General features: G+C 44.8%; 21 protein-coding genes. 19 read left to right on the top strand and 2 right to left on the bottom strand.

What is annotated here, in order from left to right; translation table 11 throughout:
* Positions 1–152 precede the first annotated feature (152 nt).
* Both HOP45_RS20970 and HOP45_RS05355 read left to right on the top strand, forming a co-directional pair.
* On the top strand, positions 153–356 hold the full coding sequence (locus HOP45_RS20970; protein ID WP_370457953.1) for a DUF6199 family natural product biosynthesis protein: 204 nt from the start codon (positions 153–155) through the stop codon (positions 354–356).
* 10 nt (positions 357–366) lie between these two features.
* Entirely contained in the window at positions 367–1,116 is a 750-nt protein-coding gene (locus tag HOP45_RS05355) for a hypothetical protein (RefSeq protein ID WP_181347892.1), read from the top strand.
* A gap of 239 nt (positions 1,117–1,355) precedes the next feature.
* Here the strand turns inward: HOP45_RS05355 and HOP45_RS05350 are convergent, their stop codons facing one another.
* Positions 1,356–1,811 carry a VanZ family protein gene (locus tag HOP45_RS05350; RefSeq protein ID WP_181347891.1) on the bottom strand — a complete coding sequence of 152 codons (456 nt, stop codon included), beginning with the start codon at positions 1,809–1,811 and terminating at the stop codon, positions 1,356–1,358.
* Positions 1,812–1,897: 86 nt separating this feature from the next.
* Between HOP45_RS05350 and HOP45_RS05345 the strand changes: the two genes are divergently transcribed.
* The 12 genes from HOP45_RS05345 (at position 1,898) to HOP45_RS20650 (ending at position 10,588) form a co-directional block, all read left to right on the top strand.
* Entirely contained in the window at positions 1,898–2,443 is a 546-nt protein-coding gene (locus HOP45_RS05345; protein ID WP_181347890.1) for a hypothetical protein, read from the top strand.
* Between the two features lie 5 nt (positions 2,444–2,448).
* A complete protein-coding gene (locus HOP45_RS05340) occupies positions 2,449–3,195 on the top strand; it encodes a class I SAM-dependent methyltransferase (RefSeq protein WP_181347889.1) in 747 nt (248 codons plus the stop codon).
* A gap of 138 nt (positions 3,196–3,333) precedes the next feature.
* Positions 3,334–4,377, top strand: coding sequence for a LytTR family transcriptional regulator DNA-binding domain-containing protein (locus tag HOP45_RS20965; RefSeq protein ID WP_181347888.1), 1,044 nt, complete (start codon positions 3,334–3,336; stop codon positions 4,375–4,377).
* Positions 4,378–4,515: 138 nt separating this feature from the next.
* Positions 4,516–5,364 carry an ABC transporter ATP-binding protein gene (locus HOP45_RS05330; RefSeq protein ID WP_181347887.1) on the top strand — a complete coding sequence of 283 codons (849 nt, stop codon included), beginning with the start codon at positions 4,516–4,518 and terminating at the stop codon, positions 5,362–5,364.
* Positions 5,361–6,071: an ABC transporter permease gene (locus HOP45_RS05325; RefSeq protein ID WP_181347886.1), complete on the top strand. Its 711-nt coding sequence runs from the start codon at positions 5,361–5,363 to the stop codon at positions 6,069–6,071. The genes HOP45_RS05330 and HOP45_RS05325 overlap by 4 nt, the downstream gene beginning before the upstream one ends.
* Before the next feature lie 74 nt (positions 6,072–6,145).
* The gene (locus HOP45_RS05320; protein WP_181347885.1) at positions 6,146–6,802 is read left to right on the top strand and encodes an AraC family transcriptional regulator; all 657 of its coding nucleotides are present in this window, start codon (positions 6,146–6,148) and stop codon (positions 6,800–6,802) included.
* Positions 6,803–7,276: 474 nt separating this feature from the next.
* A complete protein-coding gene (locus HOP45_RS05315; RefSeq protein ID WP_181347884.1) occupies positions 7,277–7,606 on the top strand; it encodes a PadR family transcriptional regulator in 330 nt (109 codons plus the stop codon).
* The gene (locus HOP45_RS05310; protein WP_181347883.1) at positions 7,603–8,004 is read left to right on the top strand and encodes a permease prefix domain 1-containing protein; all 402 of its coding nucleotides are present in this window, start codon (positions 7,603–7,605) and stop codon (positions 8,002–8,004) included. The genes HOP45_RS05315 and HOP45_RS05310 overlap by 4 nt, the downstream gene beginning before the upstream one ends.
* An 11-nt stretch (positions 8,005–8,015) precedes the next feature.
* Entirely contained in the window at positions 8,016–8,648 is a 633-nt protein-coding gene (locus HOP45_RS05305) for a hypothetical protein (RefSeq protein WP_181347882.1), read from the top strand.
* Between the two features lie 19 nt (positions 8,649–8,667).
* On the top strand, positions 8,668–9,435 hold the full coding sequence (locus HOP45_RS05300; RefSeq protein ID WP_219914493.1) for a LysE family translocator: 768 nt from the start codon (positions 8,668–8,670) through the stop codon (positions 9,433–9,435).
* A 19-nt stretch (positions 9,436–9,454) separates the two neighbouring features.
* Positions 9,455–10,432, top strand: coding sequence for a glycerophosphodiester phosphodiesterase family protein (locus HOP45_RS05295; RefSeq protein WP_181348161.1), 978 nt, complete (start codon positions 9,455–9,457; stop codon positions 10,430–10,432).
* A gap of 27 nt (positions 10,433–10,459) precedes the next feature.
* Complete coding sequence (locus HOP45_RS20650) at positions 10,460–10,588, top strand: hypothetical protein (protein ID WP_255437498.1); 129 nt, start codon at positions 10,460–10,462, stop codon at positions 10,586–10,588.
* Positions 10,589–10,692: 104 nt separating this feature from the next.
* Here HOP45_RS20650 and HOP45_RS05290 read toward each other — a convergent pair whose 3' ends face one another.
* Entirely contained in the window at positions 10,693–12,279 is a 1,587-nt protein-coding gene (locus tag HOP45_RS05290; RefSeq protein ID WP_181347881.1) for a BCCT family transporter, read from the bottom strand.
* A 406-nt stretch (positions 12,280–12,685) separates the two neighbouring features.
* Here HOP45_RS05290 and HOP45_RS05285 point away from each other — a divergent pair, with 406 nt between their 5' ends.
* The 5 genes from HOP45_RS05285 to HOP45_RS05265 all read left to right on the top strand — a co-directional run bounded on the left by HOP45_RS05285 (position 12,686) and on the right by HOP45_RS05265 (position 18,073).
* Positions 12,686–12,841: a DUF1540 domain-containing protein gene (locus tag HOP45_RS05285; RefSeq protein WP_181347880.1), complete on the top strand. Its 156-nt coding sequence runs from the start codon at positions 12,686–12,688 to the stop codon at positions 12,839–12,841.
* A 779-nt stretch (positions 12,842–13,620) separates the two neighbouring features.
* Complete coding sequence (hisC, locus tag HOP45_RS05280; RefSeq protein WP_181347879.1) at positions 13,621–14,736, top strand: histidinol-phosphate transaminase; 1,116 nt, start codon at positions 13,621–13,623, stop codon at positions 14,734–14,736.
* A 16-nt stretch (positions 14,737–14,752) separates the two neighbouring features.
* Positions 14,753–15,817, top strand: coding sequence for a pyruvate dehydrogenase (acetyl-transferring) E1 component subunit alpha (pdhA, locus tag HOP45_RS05275; protein WP_181348160.1), 1,065 nt, complete (start codon positions 14,753–14,755; stop codon positions 15,815–15,817).
* Positions 15,814–16,815, top strand: a complete 1,002-nt coding sequence (locus tag HOP45_RS05270) for an alpha-ketoacid dehydrogenase subunit beta (RefSeq protein ID WP_181347878.1) — start codon at positions 15,814–15,816, stop codon at positions 16,813–16,815. The genes pdhA and HOP45_RS05270 overlap by 4 nt, the downstream gene beginning before the upstream one ends.
* A 22-nt stretch (positions 16,816–16,837) precedes the next feature.
* Complete coding sequence (locus HOP45_RS05265) at positions 16,838–18,073, top strand: dihydrolipoamide acetyltransferase family protein (protein WP_181347877.1); 1,236 nt, start codon at positions 16,838–16,840, stop codon at positions 18,071–18,073.
* Positions 18,074–18,134: the final 61 nt, after the last annotated feature.

The raw sequence follows: 18,134 nt of genomic DNA, 5'->3' as shown, positions 1-18,134 counted from the left end.
GTCTTTTTAAATTCAAAAAAATACTGCCATTTCATACATAGATTAAATGCCAAAACCATTACCCAGATTATATTTCCTTATGGATTTGAAATTGAAACGTTTTTCTTAAGTGAGCCGTATGGATAGAGAAGGCTCTGAAGTCGGCAAACGAGGTGATAAACATATTCTGGAGCATTTTCTTTTTAGCAATGGGTGTCTTGGGCATTTTAAGCCCTCATGCTTTCTGGGTAATCGGCGAAAGTTGGAAATCAAAAGATGCAACAGGTCCAACGCCTTTTTTTATTTGGAGTGTACGGATCACTAGTGTATTTTTCAGCCTTTTTGGCCTCATTGCCTTAATACAAAATTTCAAGTGAAGGTGTAGCTATGAAACATATATTTGCTTTCGAAAATGGTGAAGCGTATCACCAGCATGAAGCTGTTGTTGAGAGATTTAGGGAAAGAATTACTGAATATCAAAAGATTTTGGAAACAGACTATGAACTTTATGACCTGCCAAAGGGTATCGTTTGGACATCTGAGGAATTGGCTACCACTTTCTTTTCTGAGCTGCCAATCCCTGCATTTACGAATGAAGATACGATTTATTTTTCTCCTGATTTGTCAGCATGGCGTTCTTTATTTCTGAAACAATTAGAGGGTAAAGAAGTGCCTAAGATCAAAAGTTTTTATGAGAACCTGTCTGAGAATCATGTGCTAACTATAGTAGGACACGAGTTGACCCATCACTCTGATTTATTTGTGGATGAATTTGATGAGGAAAGAGAAGATAGCATTTGGTTTGAAGAAGGTATGTGTGACTACCTATCAAGTAAACACCTGTTAAGTGCAACAGAATTCGAGGAAATTACAGAAGTTGAGTGCGAGCTGGTAGATGTGTTTAAAGATAAATACGGTGATCATTCTTTAGACGATTTTGGCGCAACGACTTATGAGGCCAGTCTGACGCGTATTATGTTCGACTATTGGCGTAGCTTTCTGGCTGTGAAGTTTCTAGTTGAAGAAAGATATGATCATGATATTAATCAAGTCTTTAACGTTTTTCATAGGTGGCATGACGAAGGGAGAACGCAGCCTTTGACCGAGCATTTCAACTTGAACGCTCCTTTTTTGTAAGGGATAAGGCGCACGAATATAAAAATTATATGTAAAGGGGTCTGGTGAACTGACGTCTTACAATAAAACTAAGCATGAGGAATCAGACAGAAGATTGCACAAAATTAACATGGCTTCAGAAGGGTCTACGGGGTGTACTTTAGGATGTTTAGGAAATCTTTTGATGATCTTTCAAATCTTAATAGTGGCTATTGGTTTATACTCATCTTATGCATTTACATAACGAGCTGCTCGGCGGCTCACCTTTTATTAATTGTATATGTAATAATTCGGTATAAACCGTACCCCATAGTACTACCAGTGAGGTTTAGAATTATATCATCAATATCCATTACTCCTAAAGAAGTGAAATACTGAAATATCTCAATGCTTCCACTTACAAATAACGAAATGAACATAACATGCATGTATTTTTTAGCGGTTGATAAAAAATATGGCGTAAGTAATCCTAATGGGAAGAAAATCAATACGTTTCCAACCATATTATATAACCATGTGCTAAGGTTATATTGGTCTATATTAAAAAGATATTTGGTAATAGTGGTAAAGGGGCCAAAATTATACGAACTGTGTCTAGGGGAGCGAAGCGATAAAATAGTACTTACTTCATAAAAGAACGAAATTCCTAAAAAGATGCCATAAGCAAGTAAAGCAAAAATCATAAAGGATTTTGTACTAGCTTTAAGGTTGGCCAATTGTAAATCACCTCTCGACTTTTAGACATTGTATTAATGAAGCTTAAAAATATGAGCGTTGAGTAATAACATGAAGGAGAGAGAGCATGAAGTTAGCACCCGCATTTTTTCTCACGATAATCCTTTTATTAGGAATCATAGCAGGATGCCAAAATGACCAAGCTTATACCACAGCTGAGCAAAATTTCTCCACAAAACAAGAAGCCCTGGATTTTTTCCTTCAGGAGGAACATCCAAATGATGACGTTGAAATGGTGAGCACGACAGCTGGTGAAGAATTACTGATTCTTCGTTCTGGCAAAGATCAGTACTCGCTGTACGAATTGGCCGAGCAGGACCAACGATATGCAGTTGAAAAGTTATCAGCCACGCTATCTTTACATAATACGAGTGGTGGTGGTTTCGAATTTACCAGTCTCCACGGGAATGATTACGGGTTCTATGTGGCCAAACAAAAGGAAGGGATAGGTGCAGATACACAGTACCCGTATGAGTTTGAGCCAGTTTTTTCAGGTCATCACTATGTTGCCTTAAGGAAAGGACATGAATCAGAAGAAAATGACACAACCGTCCCCGCCAATGTGATCGATACAACGGAAACCATGTCAGTTGATTTACAGGAGGAGAGTTAAGAGCAATGGAACACTATTTTTATGAAGCCTTTGCAGGTTTGGAACGACTCGCGCCCGGTAGTAAGCAATCGACACGGACGGCTATGTCGCTCGTGCGTTTAGACCGGGAAAAAGCGATAACCATTTTAGATGTAGGCTGTGGTACGGGTATTTCCACGATTTGCTTAGCTGAATTTTTTCCCAATGCTCGTATTACGGCTATTGATACACATGAGCCCTATTTGGAGGTTCTGAAACAGCAGCTAAACGTAAAAGGGTTAGCGTCCAGAGTAGATGTTCAGTGTCTTTCTATGACTGACATGGATTTTCCTCCAGCATCGTTCGATTTGATATGGGCGGAAGGCTCGATTTATATTGCAGGGTTTCAAACGGGTTTGACAGAGTGGCGGTCTTTCTTGAAACCGGAGGGGTACCTTGTGTGCAGTGAGATATCGTGGTTACACGCTAATCCCGCGGAGGAAAGTAAAGCGTTTTGGGAACAGGGATATCCTGAGATTGCAACCATTGCGGATAAAATAAGCCAAATTGATGGACTTGATTATGCTTATGAATTTTCGTTCGTCCTTCCAGAGGAGGATTGGATGGACGAATACTACGGCCCGCTGGAAGGTAACCTTCAAGCTATGGAAGAGCGATATCCAGATAATGCTGCCGCGTTAAACGTTGTGTCGCTGCTCCGTGAAGAAATCAAGCTCTATCACAATCATGTGCGTGATTACACCTATGTATTCTATGGTATGAAAAAAGTGTGATGGATCGGACGTCCCTCTATGGTCTGGGACGTCTTTTTTGAACTCAAAACATTCATGAAATGAAAAGGGTTTAGGGCGGGGCGCATTGAATAGGAATAACAGTAAGAAATTATGAAGTGAGAGCATGGGTGAGAGCGCGTGACGGTGTTACATATTCAAAATTTAGAAAAGCAAAGTGAGGATGCGATTATTTTTCCTGCCTTCAGTTTAGAGGTAGCAGAAGGGCAGTTGGTCGCGATTCACTCCACTACGAATGTGCGAAGTGTCCTCCTTCATCTGTTAATAGGAAAAACCGTTATTTCAAATGGAGAGATTTATATACATAACGAGAAGCTGTCCCGGCGTAAAGCAAGAGAGCACTTGCCCTTCGGTATATCCTTCTTAGACGAAGGGTATTATGAACGGCTGACGGTCAGGGAACACTTTACATTTTATCAGCGGCTATATGGGTCTGCTCATTCCATCGACGAGGTGTTGAGTAGGGTTCAGCTGGAATCCGTTGAGCATAAGAAAGGACGTCACTTAACATTCTCGGAAAAGAAGCGATTGAAGCTTGCCCGGTTGTTGATCGAGGACCCGGACTTGATGGTACTGGAGGAACCGGACCAAAATGTGGATGTTGAAACGAAGCGCGTCCTCCTTAAGATTTTTCGTGAACAACAGCACAAACAAAAAAGCATTCTCGTATTGACGGGCAATATGGAGAGTGCCATCACGTTAACGGATCAGGTTTATCGGCTGGATGAAAAAGGTCTTGAAGCCTTTGAAGTTGAGGAGCCCGCCCAGTCTTCTGAAGAAGAAACACAGGGCTCAGACCGTGAATTTGATCAATCACAACCGATTCAGTTTAACAAAATCCCAACTAAAGTAAACGAGAAAATCATCTTATTTGATCCGCCTGAGATCGATTATATCGAGAGCCATAGCGGGCAATCCCATTTGTATATCATGAGCGAAAGTTTTTCGTGTGTGTTCACCTTGGCTGAGCTCGAACAGCGTTTGCAGCCGTATGGGTTTTTCCGCTGCCACCGGTCTTACATCGTCAATTTGCAGAAGGTTCGGGAAGTCGTGACATGGACACGCAATAGCTACAGCTTGATTCTTGATGATCAGAAGAAATCCGAAATCCCTTTATCCAAGTCAAAAATGGCCGAGTTAAAAGGAATGCTCGGCTTAAATTGAGCTTCATTCATAGCATAATTGATACCATTTAACCTCTTGGCTTCTCCGTTCACGGGGAATATGCTGTCTTTTGTGGCTGTCTCCTTTACGCTAAATGTGTAGCAAAAACAGACGCAAGACAAAGGGGAGAAGGTATGAATGGACTCAATTATTACAGTCAGTTCGTTAGTGAAAGTATTCGCGAACCAGAAGGCGTTGGAAGATGTGAATTTTAATGTTGGGCATGGCGAGATATTTGGTTTTCTCGGACCGAGTGGATCGGGTAAAACAACGACCATCAAAATTTTGACGGGTCAGCTACATCCAACTGATGGCAAGGCAGAGGTGTTCGGGGTGCCGACGTCAGCGTTGAACAGTCCGTATTACCGGAAAAAGTTCGGCGTCCTTACGGATAACAGCGGTTTATATGAGCGGTTGTCCATATTTGATAACTTGAAGCTATATTGCGATTTGTATGATGTGCCAGTCCGGCGAATTGATGAAGCGTTGGATATGGTGAACTTGAAGGCCGAACAGAAAAAAATCGTTTCAAAACTTTCGAAGGGGATGCTGCAACGGGTACTCTTAGCCCGGACATTATTGCACGAACCTGACCTGTTATTTTTGGATGAACCAACGGCAGCACTTGATCCCGCCAATTCGCAGCACATCCATGAAGGCTTAAGGCAGTTGAACGCAAAAGGAACCACCATCTTTTTAACGACGCACGATATGCAGGAAGCAGAGGACTTGTGCGATCGTGTCGCCCTGTTAAATAAGGGGCGCGTGCAGCTGCTTGATCAACCAAAAGCGCTGCGCCGGCAATTTTCCGATGCTACTGTGACAGTGGAGCTGCGTGACGGCAGAGCGATCATCTTATCTACAGGTCCTGAAGCGGCAGAGACCATGCATACGCACATGGTTAACAACGAAGTCGCGGCGATTTATACAAACGAACCGACACTTGGGGATATTTTTGTAGAGGTAACAGGGAGGGAACTCATATGACTTACTCATTAAGACGGGTCTACGCCATTTTTCAAAAGGATTTAAAAGACGTACTGAAAAATATGTTCATAACCACGAGTCTGCCTGTTCCGCTCGTATTTGCTTTGATTGCAAGCAGGGACCCCAACCCGCCAGTCGAGGCCCATTTCATGTTCATCAATTTGGTATTAGTTATGATCACAGCGTTCCTGCAAAGTGCCATTATTGCTGAGGAAAAAGAAAAGAATACACTCCGCGGCCTGATGCTCTCCCCGGCAACGACCCTTGAAATTTTGAATGGCAAAAGTCTGCTCACCTTTGTTTTCACCATCGTGACGATTATGGTGGGAGCTGCGATTTCAGGTTATGAACCTGCCAACCTATGGCTCGTAGCAGTCGCCTTTTTGTTCTCTATCTTCTTTTACCTTGCATTGGGAACGCTAATCGGGTTGTACACGAAATCAATGATGGAAGCGTCTGTTCTGCTTATGCCTATCTTATTGGTGTTCGGCTTCGGAACGATGCACAGGGCATTTATAGAAGAGTACGCGTTTCTGTCATTCACGGAGTACTTCCCCAATATCCAGCTGTTAGAGTTGGCAGAGAATGTTCAAACAGGTGCGGGGATAGCTGACGTATGGCCGGCGCTTACCATTATTCTCGCTTGGAGCATCGTGATGTTCTTGCTCGTCATCATCGTATTTAAAAGGCGAGAAATTGATGAATAAATGGACATCGTGACATGTTTTTCTTGTACGATGTACTAGAGAAGATTTCAACATGGTTATGAGGAGGGGCAGGAATGGATGTTTCAGGTGAAGACGTATTGCATATATTAAATGGCCAGGTTATGTATGATGAGTTTAAGCGTAGTAAAAAGATGAATTCAGATTATGCTCCATTTAATGAAGCGATGTGTGTAAACGCCACGACAAAGCATGTATTTAGTGAGGAATTCATAGAGACACGAGCACTCGGCCATAATGACTCAGTTGAAGGCTATATGAACAAGGTCATTAGCCCGTTAAATCATCTCTTCAACGCCTCATATGAATGTATTGTGTTATGGTTTGGCGACGATATGTTTTGTCAAATGAACCTGCTGACACTTCTCGCTTATCTGGAACAATCCAATTACAAGGGCACCGTTTTATACAATCGTTTTAGAGAAGATGAATGTGAAGTGAAACAAATCGAACTTGAATTAGGTCATTATCATACTGTCTATGCAGACGTCTTATTACATCACAGTAAGCCTTCAGTTACAGTAGATCCAGTTATGCACCAGGCAATAGAGCTATACTTCATGATGCTGAAAGATGATAATCCAGTTATGCAGTATATCCAGGAGCATAAACATGTATCGACTGATGAATTGATCGAGAGGTTGATTGCCCGTTTTCCCACAATAGGATACGGAGATGTACAATATAAAAACCTGATTAATAGAATTAAATAAATCATCTTCTTATGGCATTAAACTCGACCTGGAATTGGCTCTGGTTGCAGTATTGGCCAGCAGCCAAAATATCGATCTTCGTGCACCAGATATCGGTCTAATTCTCGATATATCGGTCTCGGCGCTCCATATATCAGTCAAAGTTTAACACCGAGGTACCAGCAAAACTGGGCGGTCAAGTCCGTGAATTTGTATCGGCAAAACGTGATCGATTATTTCCTTGGTAATGACGCTAAAAGTAAAAAGGAGAGGGCAACTGGTAATGAATATTGCAGTGATGGTAGCAGTTTTCATTTGTATATTTTCTGGCGCATTTTATTCAATGAAAAAGAAGAAATAATTGAGCTCCCCTCTTGGTCAAGCTAAGAGGGGATTTTTTGTAAAAAAAACTTCGCAAAATTACTTTGACAGATAGAGTAGTTAACGGTATGATTACTCTATCAGGTAGAATAGTTAAAACAAGGACGTGTCAATGTGATAAGAAGTGATATTATCCGTGGTCATTTGGACTCGATTATTTTGCGTTTGGTCTTAGAAGAGGATCGTTATGGATATGAAATCTCAAAAGAGATCAGTTCGAGGACCGACAATCGTTTCCAAATCAAAGAAGCCACCTTGTATGCAGTCTTTCAGAGGCTGGAGAAAAAGGAATTGATTGAATCTTATTTCGGGAGCGTATCAAAAGGCGGGAAACGAAAGTATTACCGGATCACCACGCTCGGGAAAGCCTATCTCAAAGAAACGGCAGAAGAGTGGAAAGAAACGAAAGATATTATCGATCTATTTATGGAGGGGTTAAGTTGAAACAGTTAACACAGCATGTTCAAGCATTGTTTAGAGATGTTCCTGAGAGTGAGCAAAAAGAAGCTGTCAAACAGGAAGTGTTGCAGAATATGGAAGAAAAAGTGTGGGACTTGATGGACCAGGGCAAGACCGAAGAGGATGCGATCAATAAGACCATCGTGGATTTCGGCGATGCCAGTGATCTTACCAAAGAACTTGGTGTGAGCCTCCCCGTCAAAAAAGATATGTCCAAACTGAATCTGTGGTATTCGATTTGGGGCAGTTCCTTGATCATCGCATTGTTTGTTTTCATAAATTTCTATTATACGCCTGATGTGATTTGGTTCGTCTACCCGACCTTTGCGGTGCTGTGGTGGCCCCTGTCGATGTATTTCTATTGGAAACGGACGAATGATTAAGGAGGCATGACATGAAAAGAACTGACTTCAGTTTTGTTGCAGCAGGAAGCGTGATGACGATTGTATTTTTAATCACGGTCAATGTGTTGACGAGTACGACCCATATGTGGTCGATTTACCCTGCGATTGCCCTGCTACTATTCCCGATCGGGGTTTACAGCATTAATAAGAAGCGGTATACGCTGTTTACTTTATGGGCCAGTCTGTTGCTTATAGCGTTTCTGATTTTTGAAAACTACCGGGACACCCCGGATTATCCCTGGTTTTTATACGCTGTTTTCCCGCTGGCGGCTGCGCCTATTTTGGTCGGGTTAAGGAAGCGTGTATCTTCTTTAGGGTTAGCCATTATCATGAGTTTGAGCACCATAATCTATTACGTCAGCTTGAATATGTTCCTTTCGCCGCAACATCCTTGGGCGATGTTTCCGGCGTTTGCGGTGTTATGGTGGCCGCTTGCCGTGTACCACACTCAACGACGCACCTATTTTAGATTTTCGCTTCACGCTACCTTGTTATTAGGCGTGTTTTTCATTCTTGTGAATGCGGTATTTTCGCCTGATGCGATTTGGGCGGTCTATCCGATTTTTGGCGTACTTTGGTGGCCATTAAGCATGTACTTTTTCGTTCATAAACGTGCGGCTTGAATCGAGAAGATAATGCGTTATGATAAGGTCAGATGCCAAAAGGAGGGATCGTATCAAAACAACGTATTTAATATCAGGAGTGTTTCTCGTTTTGTTTGCTTCAGCCGTTTTCGTCTTAGAAACGGTCCACCTGACGCCTGCAGATCTGATTACGGGCGTGCATTGGTCAGCTTTGATACCGGCTTCTTTCCTCATGGCTGCGGTTCCGGGAGCGAATCAAATTTTATCCTTAAGGAATGGCATGAGAAAAGGGACGAAAGTGGCCATCATAGCAGTGACAGGACGATTTACAGCCTTTACCCTGATGATCATTGCAGTGGCGTTTGGATTAAGTGCGATCTTGCAAGCTTCCACAGTCGTCTTTAATATCCTGAAATGGGCCGGCGTTATTTATTTAGGCTGGTTAGGTATTAAAACGATTGTATCGAGCCGCCATCAGTATGAACATGATGGAGCTGCGTCTAACGAACAGGTTGAAACGTCGAGTGCCTGGGTGTTTGCTAAACAAGAATTGTTCGTGGCCGCTGCGAACCCGAAGGCATTATTGCTGTTTACGGTTTTTCTTCCTCAATTTATCGACGTGAAAGGCGGCGAAATCGGAGCGCAAATATTACTTGTTGGCGCGACCTATATTGCGATTGAATTCGTGTGTGCATCGGTTTATGCTTTGATTGGCGGGAAGCTGCGGACAATTGGCTTGAGTGGGAAAGTCAAACGACAATTGGATCGTGTAACAGGAGGCGTCATGATTGCACTCGCAGCCTGGCTTTCCACCGAACGAAAATAATGAAGAAGCCGGTGACCTGATGAAACGCTTGAAAAAAATCGTGAAGTTCGCCGTCATCGGTTTGACGGTGATGGCTGCTTTTATGTACCTGAATAACAGTTCGTTGTTTACAGAAGCAAGCGATGGGGAGCCGCTTCTCTTAGCTCATCGTGGCATGCATCAGACGTTTCCAATGGAAGGGATAACCGGGGAGACGTGTACAGCAGAACGAATTTATGAGCCGGACCACCCTTACCTGGAAAACACCATCCCTTCAATGGAGGCAGCTTTCGAAGCGGGAGCTGACATCGTCGAATTTGATATTCAACGGACGAAGGATGGCCAGTTTGCCGTGTTCCATGATTGGACGCTGGATTGTCGGACAGATGGAACAGGTGAAGTCAGGGCTCATACCATGGAAGAACTGAAGAACCTGGATGTCGGTTATGGCTACACAGCTGATGGTGGGGGAAGTCACCCGTTTCGCGGTAAAGGAGAGGGTATGATGCCTTCACTAGAAGAAGTGTTCACGGCTTTTCCGGAAGAATCGTTTTTAATTCATATTAAGAGTGATGACCCTGCCGAAGGTGAGCAGCTGGCAGAATTTCTTTCATCATTTCCAGAAGATCGGCTAGAACAATTAGCCGTTTATGGAGGCGATCAACCGATACGAAGCTTACAAGACGCCATGCCTGAACTGCGTGTCATGTCGAAAGCGACGCTAAAAAGCTGCTTGCTTCCACACATAGCTGTGGGCTGGACTGGCCATGTGCCCTCTGCATGTGAAGACACTCAAATTCATTTGCCTGAAGCCTATGCGAAGTGGATGTGGGGATGGCCGGATGTTTTCATCAATCGTTTGGAAAAGGCAGGGACACGTGTGATTGTAGTCGCAGGCGATGGTGGCTGGTCAGAAGGCTTTGATACGATGGAGGATCTTGATCGGCTGCCACCAGATTTTGATGGCGGAATCTGGACGAATCGGATTGACGTGATTGCGCCGGTTGTAAATGAATGATTCGTTGAGGTGATTCATATCAGTGGAATGGAAGTTGTATATATGGAGAAAGAAGAGAAAAAGCTTACATTGGAAGAATTGCTGGAGCAGTGCGAAGGGGAGAACCCTCATTTAGGATACTTTGACGATCCACCGGTCGGAATAGAACTTATCTGAAAAGAAAGCACCTCGTCAATACTGAGTTGCCCCACATGATGATATAACCGCATAGCAAACAAATCGCCCTCTCTTGAATGAGAGGGCGATTTGTATACAAGTTTTTAGATGGAATGGTCATTGTTGTTTTCGATTTGTTCTCTAATTTCACGTTGCCGATCTTCTTCCTCTTGTCGCCGGGCTTCGCGGTAATCTTCCCGAATCGCTTTCAGTAAGGAGATGCTGGCGACAAAGAGAACGATGGAAAATGGAAGTGCCCCAATTAATGATGCTGTCTGCAGCCCTTCTAAGCCAGCGCTGATGATCAATACGGTAGCGAGTCCCGCAATCAGAGTGCCCCAGATGACTTTGACAATCATGGAAGGATTCGTGTCGCCATTCGAACTCATCATGCCGAGAACGAACGTTGCCGAGTCCGCGGATGTGACCAGGAACGTGAACAACAGACAGATGGAAAGGACCGATAATATCGTGCCTAACGGTAAATGATCGAGCATCGCAAAGAGGGCTTTCGTTTCGTCCTGCGCTACGATGCCAGCTATATCCGTTCCTTGGAAGAGATCCAGATTAACGGCGGTGCCGCCGAAGATGCCGATCCAAATAATACCGATTAGCGGAGGCGAGACCATGACACCGAGGACAAATTCACGGACTGTACGTCCCCGGGAAATACGGGCCACGAACATCCCAACGAATGGCGCCCAGGCGATCGTCCAAGCCCAGTAGTAAATCGGCCAGTCTTGCACCCAGGTGCTGTCAGTATATTGATCCATCCTGAGGCTTGCCTGGAAAAAGTTTTGAAGATAATCCCCGACACCCATCGTGATGGTTTCTAAAATGAAGCCGGTCGGACCGATGAATAAGACGGCGACCATAAGGAACAAGGCGATTCCAAGGTTTGCGTTACTTAAGTATTTAATGCCTCGATCAAGCCCTGAAAGCGTCGAGACCATAAAGAAGAGGAACATGGCAATAACAATAATGATTTGCGTAGGCGTTCCGGATGGGACATTGAACACACTTCCCAGACCGCTGTTGATTTGAAGAACGCTTAACCCCAAAGTTGTCGCCACGCCCATTACCGTGGCAATAATGGCGATAATATCAATGGTGTTTCTGAGCGGTTTTTTACCTGTATCACCTATTACTGAATTCATCGTGTCACTGATCAGGCTGCGTTCTTCCTGACGATAGATAAAATAGGAAAGCGCTAAGCCCACAAACGTAAAGGAAGCCCATTGGTGAATCCCGTTGTTGAAAAAGGCGTTCCACATGGCAACTCTTGCTGTTTCGGCTGTTCCGGCTTCCAAAGTTGCATCAAACGGGGGAGGCGAGCCGAAGTGTGTCATCGGTTCAGCGACACCCCAGAATACGATGCTGACACCGAAACCACAACTGAATAACATGGCAATCCATGTAAAAAGCGGGTATTTTGGTTTCGCGTCATCCCCGCCGAGTCGAATTTTGCCATACTTACTGAAGGCTAAATAAAAGTTAAAAACAATAATAAAGAGCACAAATACTAAGTAAAACCAGCCAAACGTTCCAGCAATAAAATCGTAAATGCCGGTAGCCTGTGAGGCAAGTGTTTTCGGCGCAATGCCGCCCCATAATGCGAACAGAAAGATGATGCTGAATGAAACCCAGAAGATGCTGTTCATAAATTTAAATCTGCTCTTGTTTTGATCCATTACGATGTCTCCTTTTTTAAAATGGAATGCATGCATTAAAATTGGCCTATGTAGTCTTGAAGACGTCTAAACTTAAGTCGGGTATCAACTCCTATCTATTTTGCTATATCTATACCCGGTATTAAAAAAATTCATGTCGGTAAAATAAAAATTATTCTGAAAAATGTCTGATGTTAGGAAGACAATAGGGTCGAAATGTCATATTGTTCGCTCAAGCTAACTAAAGGAGGAAAAATTATCTATATGATTCGTTTAGTGAAACGCATAAGCAAGAAGTAGGTCTAAGCAAAGAGGTGAGTCCACTCAGATACACGATGTCGCTGGAGGAGAAAAGTTGGTAACCATGCCCTCCTCGTATCAATCCTTTTCAAATTGCGAACAATAACAATCGAGGGGGTGTTTGAAAATGGCTAAGGATGTATTATGTGAAGTTCATAACTGCAAATACTGGGCTCACGGCAATAAGTGTACGGCAGACGCGATTTATGTAGTCAGCCATACTGGAAATCAAGCCTCTCATAGTGAAGAAACAGACTGTAAGACATTTGAACAAAAAGCCTAAATAAAAAAGGGCAGCCCCAAACGGCTGCCCTTTTTTATACGCTATACTGATTCATTCCCCACATTACAAGCACCTCCGGATCCCATACCATGAAGGTGGTACTGACGACAGAAACAACAGCATCATTTCACAACCGTTGTTAAGTCTTTAAGACTGTGTATTTACTCGTACTTCATTTACTTACTCTCTCTATACGTGGCTGATCAAGACGGCGCCGCTTTTGGAGGGTATTGCGATTTTCAGGCTACCTCAATCGTGAAAATTGTATTGGTATTCTCTAGCCATTGTTAAGATGCATTCCACTATACTGAGGGTTCGTTTATTTCCTTTTTGAATGGATTGGATTTGAAACTGCTAGACCCCGCAGGGAGTGATAACGACCGAGAAGGCTCGCCGGTCCCCCGCAGGAAAGCGAGTTGTTTCAAATCCAAACCTATTCCTTATTAGGTAACGAACCCCGCTATTTCCTACCTGTTTGCTTCATTAGTCTAAATATCATATTCAAGAAACGGGCTTTTCTCAAAATCGGATATATAAGCTAAGCCACAGTATATAAATTTCGTATAACAACAATATGATTTAACGATATTTCAAACAGTCAAATTAAGCAGAAAGCCACGCTTTATAAGGCTTACCGTTAACAAATCCTCCTTTTCTCAGCCAAACGGTTTAGCACGTGAAAGTGTTGTTGCTTTAAATGATGTTCTTGAGAGAAAATTTGGATAATTCTAAACTGAAGATAGTGTCTATTTTTTACAGTCGAGAAGGGGGTAGTCAAAATGATTCAACCACGTCCTGAAATAGAAGGCATTTCCATGTACTCACCAGGAAAGCCGATTGAAGAACTGAAGCGGGAAAAAGGCCTGACCCATGTCTATAAAATGGCGTCCAATGAAAATCCGTTTGGTTTTTCTAAGCTCGCAGAAGAAGCGATGAAGCATGAAATGGCAGAAATCACCCGCTATCCAGAAACAACATCACCGTCTTTGGCCATCAAATTAGCGAACAGGCTGGATATATCTCGGGATCAGCTCCTGTTTGGCAGCGGTTCCGATGAAATCATTCGTCTCTTGACCCGGACGTTCCTTAATGCCGGAGATGAAGTGGTCATGGCTGGGGTAACCTTTCCCCGGTATAAAACGAATGTGCTGATTGAGGGTGGAAAGCCGATTGAAGTTGATATGGTGAACGGCACCCACGATTTAGAAGCAATGGCGGAAGCGATCACTGCGGAGACGAAAATCGTGTTCGTCTGCAATCCGAATAATCCCACAGGGACCATCGTGGAGAAAAAAGCATTGCGCCAATTCATTGAGCGCGTCCCTGATCATGTTTTGCTCGTCATGGATGAAGCATACTACGAATATGCCGATGATGAAGCGTATTTAGAAACCCTTCCGATGCTCAATGATCATCCCAATATGGTGATTTTACGCACGTTTTCCAAAATATACGGGCTCGCTGCTTTACGCATCGGGTATGGCATCATGCATCCTGACCTTGTCGGCCATCTGTTGAAGGTCAAGGAGCCCTTTAATGTGAATCGGTTAGCTGCCGCGGCTGCATCCGCTTCGCTGGATGATGAAGGATTTGTTGAAGATACGATCCGAAAAAATCAGGAAGCGCGCGATTATCTCATCCGTTCGTTTTCCAGAATGGGGCTATCGTATTTTCCGACCCAAACGAATTTCATTATGGTTGATACGGGTTTTCCTGCTGAAGAGGTGCATGAACATCTATTAAATCAAGGCATTATCATTCGACCTGGCCATTTGATGGGGTATCCCACGATGATTCGGGTGACGATGGGTCTGCCGGAAGAAAATGAAGCATTTATCACCCAACTGGACGCATTTTTGCAAACAAAACGTTCGGCAAGCAAGGAAACGCGATAGGAGGATGACGATGAATATGGAAGAGCAATTTCCAATATGGCAATATGTTACCGAAGAAGGGGAGCTTGTGCAGCCTGAGATTGACATCGATGAAGCGGTCAGTCGAGCGTTTTATCAGTATATGAGCCGGGCTCGTATGATGGACCAGAAATGTGTAAACCTGCAGCGGCAGGGCCGTATAGGAACGTATGTCCCGTATGAAGGTCAGGAAGCAGCTCAAGTTGGCAGTGCCCTGGCTATAGAAGACGGTGATTGGATGTTTCCTACTTACCGCGATCATGCAGCGACGATGACGCATGGCCAGTCTTTACACAACTTGTTGCTCTATTGGCGTGGCAGGTTGGAAGGAAGCGTGCCGCCTGAAGGTAAGAATATCTTTCCGCCTGCGGTTCCGATTGCTTCTCAACTCCTTCACGCAACGGGTGTGGCCTGGGCTGAAAAGAAAAAGAACAGCGACCGGGTTTCGATTGTGTATTTCGGGGATGGGGCAACGTCTGAAGGCGATTTTCACGAAGGTCTCAATTTTGCAAGCGTTTTCAAAACGCCGACCATTTTTTTGAATCAGAATAATGGTTATGCCATCAGTGTTCCAGTCGAGAAGCAAATGAACTCTAAGACGATCGCACAAAAAGGACTCGGCTATGATATCCCAAGTCTGCGCGTGGACGGTAATGATATTCTTGCTGTCTATTATGAAACGAGAAAAGCGGTTGAACGGGCCAGGCGCGGAGATGGGCCGACATTGATTGAGGCCGTAACCTGGCGCTACGGCGCTCATACAACAGCAGATGACCCGTCGAAGTATCGGGATCAACGTGAGAGCGAAGAGCGGCGCAGCTCTACGGATCCGTTGATGCGACTCGAGCGGTTCATGCGCAAGCAGGGCTGGTGGAGTGACGCTTGGAAAGAGGATATGGAAGCTGGTATTACCGAGGAAATTAATCAGGCTCTAAAAGACGTTGATCGTCACCCCAGATCTGAGGTGGATCAATTGTTCGACAATGTCTTTGCCAAGCCGACGTGGACGATTGAAAAGCAACGTCAGCACCACACCAACATAAATGAGGGGGCTAAGTCATGACGACAGTAGCAGCAGACGTAAAAAAACTGACGATGATCCAGGCGATTACTGATGCGATGAGGACCATGTTGGATGAAGATGATAGTGTCCTTGTGCTCGGACAGGATGTGGGGATCAATGGCGGGGTCTTTCGGGCCACGGAAGGCTTGCTGAACGAGTTCGGCGAGGATCGTGTCATTGATACACCGCTAGCGGAATCGGGAATTGTCGGGACCTCGGTAGGTCTTGCGGTAAACGGGTTCAAACCGATCGCCGAGATGCAATTTTTCGGGTTCATTTACCCTGCTTTCAATCAATTGATGACGCATGCGACGCGCATGAGGCAGCGGTCGCTTGGGCGTTATACTGTACCGATGGTCATCCGAGCGCCTTATGGGGCAGGGGTGAAAGCACCGGAGATTCATTCTGACAGTGTTGAAGCATTGTTCACCCATATTCCTGGACTCAAGGTGGTAACGCCATCGAACGGATACGACGCCAAGGGCTTGCTGATTGCCAGTATAGAAGACCCGGACCCGGTTCTGTTCATCGAGCCGATGCGTTGTTATCGTACCGGACGGACTGAGGTGCCGGCTGAAAAATATACCATTGAACTCGGTAAGGCCAAAACCGTGCGGGAAGGCGACGATGTTACGGTGCTGACGTGGGGCGCGATGGTGAATGATACCATGAAGGCCGTTGAACAGTGGGAAAAAGAGCATCAAGCGACATGTGATGTCATCGACCTTCGCACGCTTTATCCGCTGGACCGAGACACGATTAAAACATCAGTGGAGAAAACCGGGCGCGTTGTCATTGTCCATGAAGCTCCGGAAACAGGCGGCGTTAGTGGTGACATCCTATCTGTCATCAATGATGAAGCGTTATTTTATTTGAAAGCACCGGTGCAAAAGGTGACAGGCTTCGATACACCTGTCCCTGTCTATTCCTTAGAGAATGAGTATTTGCCAAGTGCTCGTAAAATAACCTGGGCTATCGAAGAGGCCTTACATTACTAAGCTGCATGAGGGGGGATATCTGATGGAAGTGAAATTGCATGATATCGGAGAAGGGATGCACGAAGCGGAAATTCTCCATTATTACGTCAAACCTGGCCAGAATGTAAAAAATGATGAACCGCTGGTCGAAATTCAAACGGACAAAATGACGGCAGAACTGACAGCACCGTCAGACGGAGTGATTGAGGAAATCAAATTTGCGATTGGTGATGTTGTAGAAGTGGGCACGACCATTCTTTTTTTGCGTCCGGCCAACGAAAACGATAAGCAGACGATGGTTTTGAATGAAGACAAACGTCAACAGCCGAATGCGGCGCGAGACGATCGACCGCAGACTGGTACTAACCCGCACAAGGCCGATCATCCTAAGAAACGTGTGCAGGCACCTCCTCACACCCGCCGGATCGCTCGTGAGAATGGAGTGGATATTGAGCAGGTGACGGGTACGGGGCCATCAGGCAGAATTACGGATGACGATGTTTACGCGTTTATGAAAGCAAAAGCGCAGTCTGTGAGCGAATCTGTCGGAGAAGCACAGCCCAAACTGGAAGCGGAAAAGCCGGCACAACCCAACGAATATATTCCCTTTCGGGGACGACGTAAGCAGATTGCTAAAAAAATGACGCAATCACTATTCACGGCGCCGCATGTCACGCATTTTGATGAAGTCATGATGTCAGACCTTTTACACATGAAACAAGCTTTAAAAGAAGATGGGGAATCGATCTCAGTGGCCGCTTTCTTCATCAAAGCCATTCAATGGGCGCTGCAGGAGCACCGCATTTTCAATTCCAGGTTGAACGAGGAAGAAGGGCGAATTGAACTCGCCACCGAGGTCAACATCGGTCTGGCCACGGCTACAGAAGACGGGCTGATCGTGCCAGTCTTAAAGCGGGTGGACCAAAAAACGATCAGCGAGATCCACACAGAAATGAAAGAGTTGACCACGAAAGCGAAAGAAAACCGCTTAGCTCATTCGGATATATCCGGCGGAACATTTACGATCAGTAATGTTGGCCCGCTCGGCAGCACAGGTGCCACCCCGATTTTGAACTACCCGGAAACAGGACTGATGGCATTTCATAAAACGAAACGCGCGCCTGTTGTCATTGATGAGGAGATTGTCATTCGTGATATGATGAATCTATCCTTTACCTTTGATCATCGGGTGGCTGATGGGGCACAAGCCGCTGCCTTTGCGAACAGCTTTATTCGCTACATTCAGCAGCCTCATCACATGATGCTGAAGTTGGTTTAATGGCTGAGACCGGCACCACGAGAGCACTCAACAGGAGAGGTGTAGTGTTTATCTCATCAAT

This window comes from Thalassobacillus sp. CUG 92003 (assembly GCF_013618635.1).
Classification (GTDB): domain Bacteria; phylum Bacillota; class Bacilli; order Bacillales; family Halobacillaceae; genus CUG-92003.
The sequence above is the reverse complement of the archived record's forward strand: the minus strand, read 5'-3'. Positions and strand labels throughout refer to the sequence as shown.

Bases quoted from the DNA above. Each gene is read 5' to 3' on its own strand.
- HOP45_RS05330 (WP_181347887.1), top strand. From the start codon at position 4,516: ATGGACTCAATTATTACAGTCAGTTCGTTAGTGAAAGTATTCGCGAAC.
- HOP45_RS05300 (WP_219914493.1), top strand. From the start codon at position 8,668: ATGATAAGGTCAGATGCCAAAAGGAGGGATCGTATCAAAACAACGTAT.
- hisC (WP_181347879.1), top strand. From the start codon at position 13,621: ATGATTCAACCACGTCCTGAAATAGAAGGCATTTCCATGTACTCACCA.
- HOP45_RS05320 (WP_181347885.1), top strand. From the start codon at position 6,146: ATGGATGTTTCAGGTGAAGACGTATTGCATATATTAAATGGCCAGGTT.
- HOP45_RS05345 (WP_181347890.1), top strand. From the start codon at position 1,898: ATGAAGTTAGCACCCGCATTTTTTCTCACGATAATCCTTTTATTAGGA.
- HOP45_RS05295 (WP_181348161.1), top strand. From the start codon at position 9,455: ATGAAACGCTTGAAAAAAATCGTGAAGTTCGCCGTCATCGGTTTGACG.
- HOP45_RS05340 (WP_181347889.1), top strand. From the start codon at position 2,449: ATGGAACACTATTTTTATGAAGCCTTTGCAGGTTTGGAACGACTCGCG.
- HOP45_RS05265 (WP_181347877.1), top strand. From the start codon at position 16,838: ATGGAAGTGAAATTGCATGATATCGGAGAAGGGATGCACGAAGCGGAA.
- HOP45_RS05285 (WP_181347880.1), top strand. From the start codon at position 12,686: ATGGCTAAGGATGTATTATGTGAAGTTCATAACTGCAAATACTGGGCT.
- pdhA (WP_181348160.1), top strand. From the start codon at position 14,753: ATGGAAGAGCAATTTCCAATATGGCAATATGTTACCGAAGAAGGGGAG.
- HOP45_RS20650 (WP_255437498.1), top strand. From the start codon at position 10,460: ATGGAAGTTGTATATATGGAGAAAGAAGAGAAAAAGCTTACATTGGAA.
- HOP45_RS05270 (WP_181347878.1), top strand. From the start codon at position 15,814: ATGACGACAGTAGCAGCAGACGTAAAAAAACTGACGATGATCCAGGCG.
- HOP45_RS05290 (WP_181347881.1), bottom strand. From the start codon at position 12,279: ATGGATCAAAACAAGAGCAGATTTAAATTTATGAACAGCATCTTCTGG.
- HOP45_RS05325 (WP_181347886.1), top strand. From the start codon at position 5,361: ATGACTTACTCATTAAGACGGGTCTACGCCATTTTTCAAAAGGATTTA.
- HOP45_RS05355 (WP_181347892.1), top strand. From the start codon at position 367: ATGAAACATATATTTGCTTTCGAAAATGGTGAAGCGTATCACCAGCAT.
- HOP45_RS05305 (WP_181347882.1), top strand. From the start codon at position 8,016: ATGAAAAGAACTGACTTCAGTTTTGTTGCAGCAGGAAGCGTGATGACG.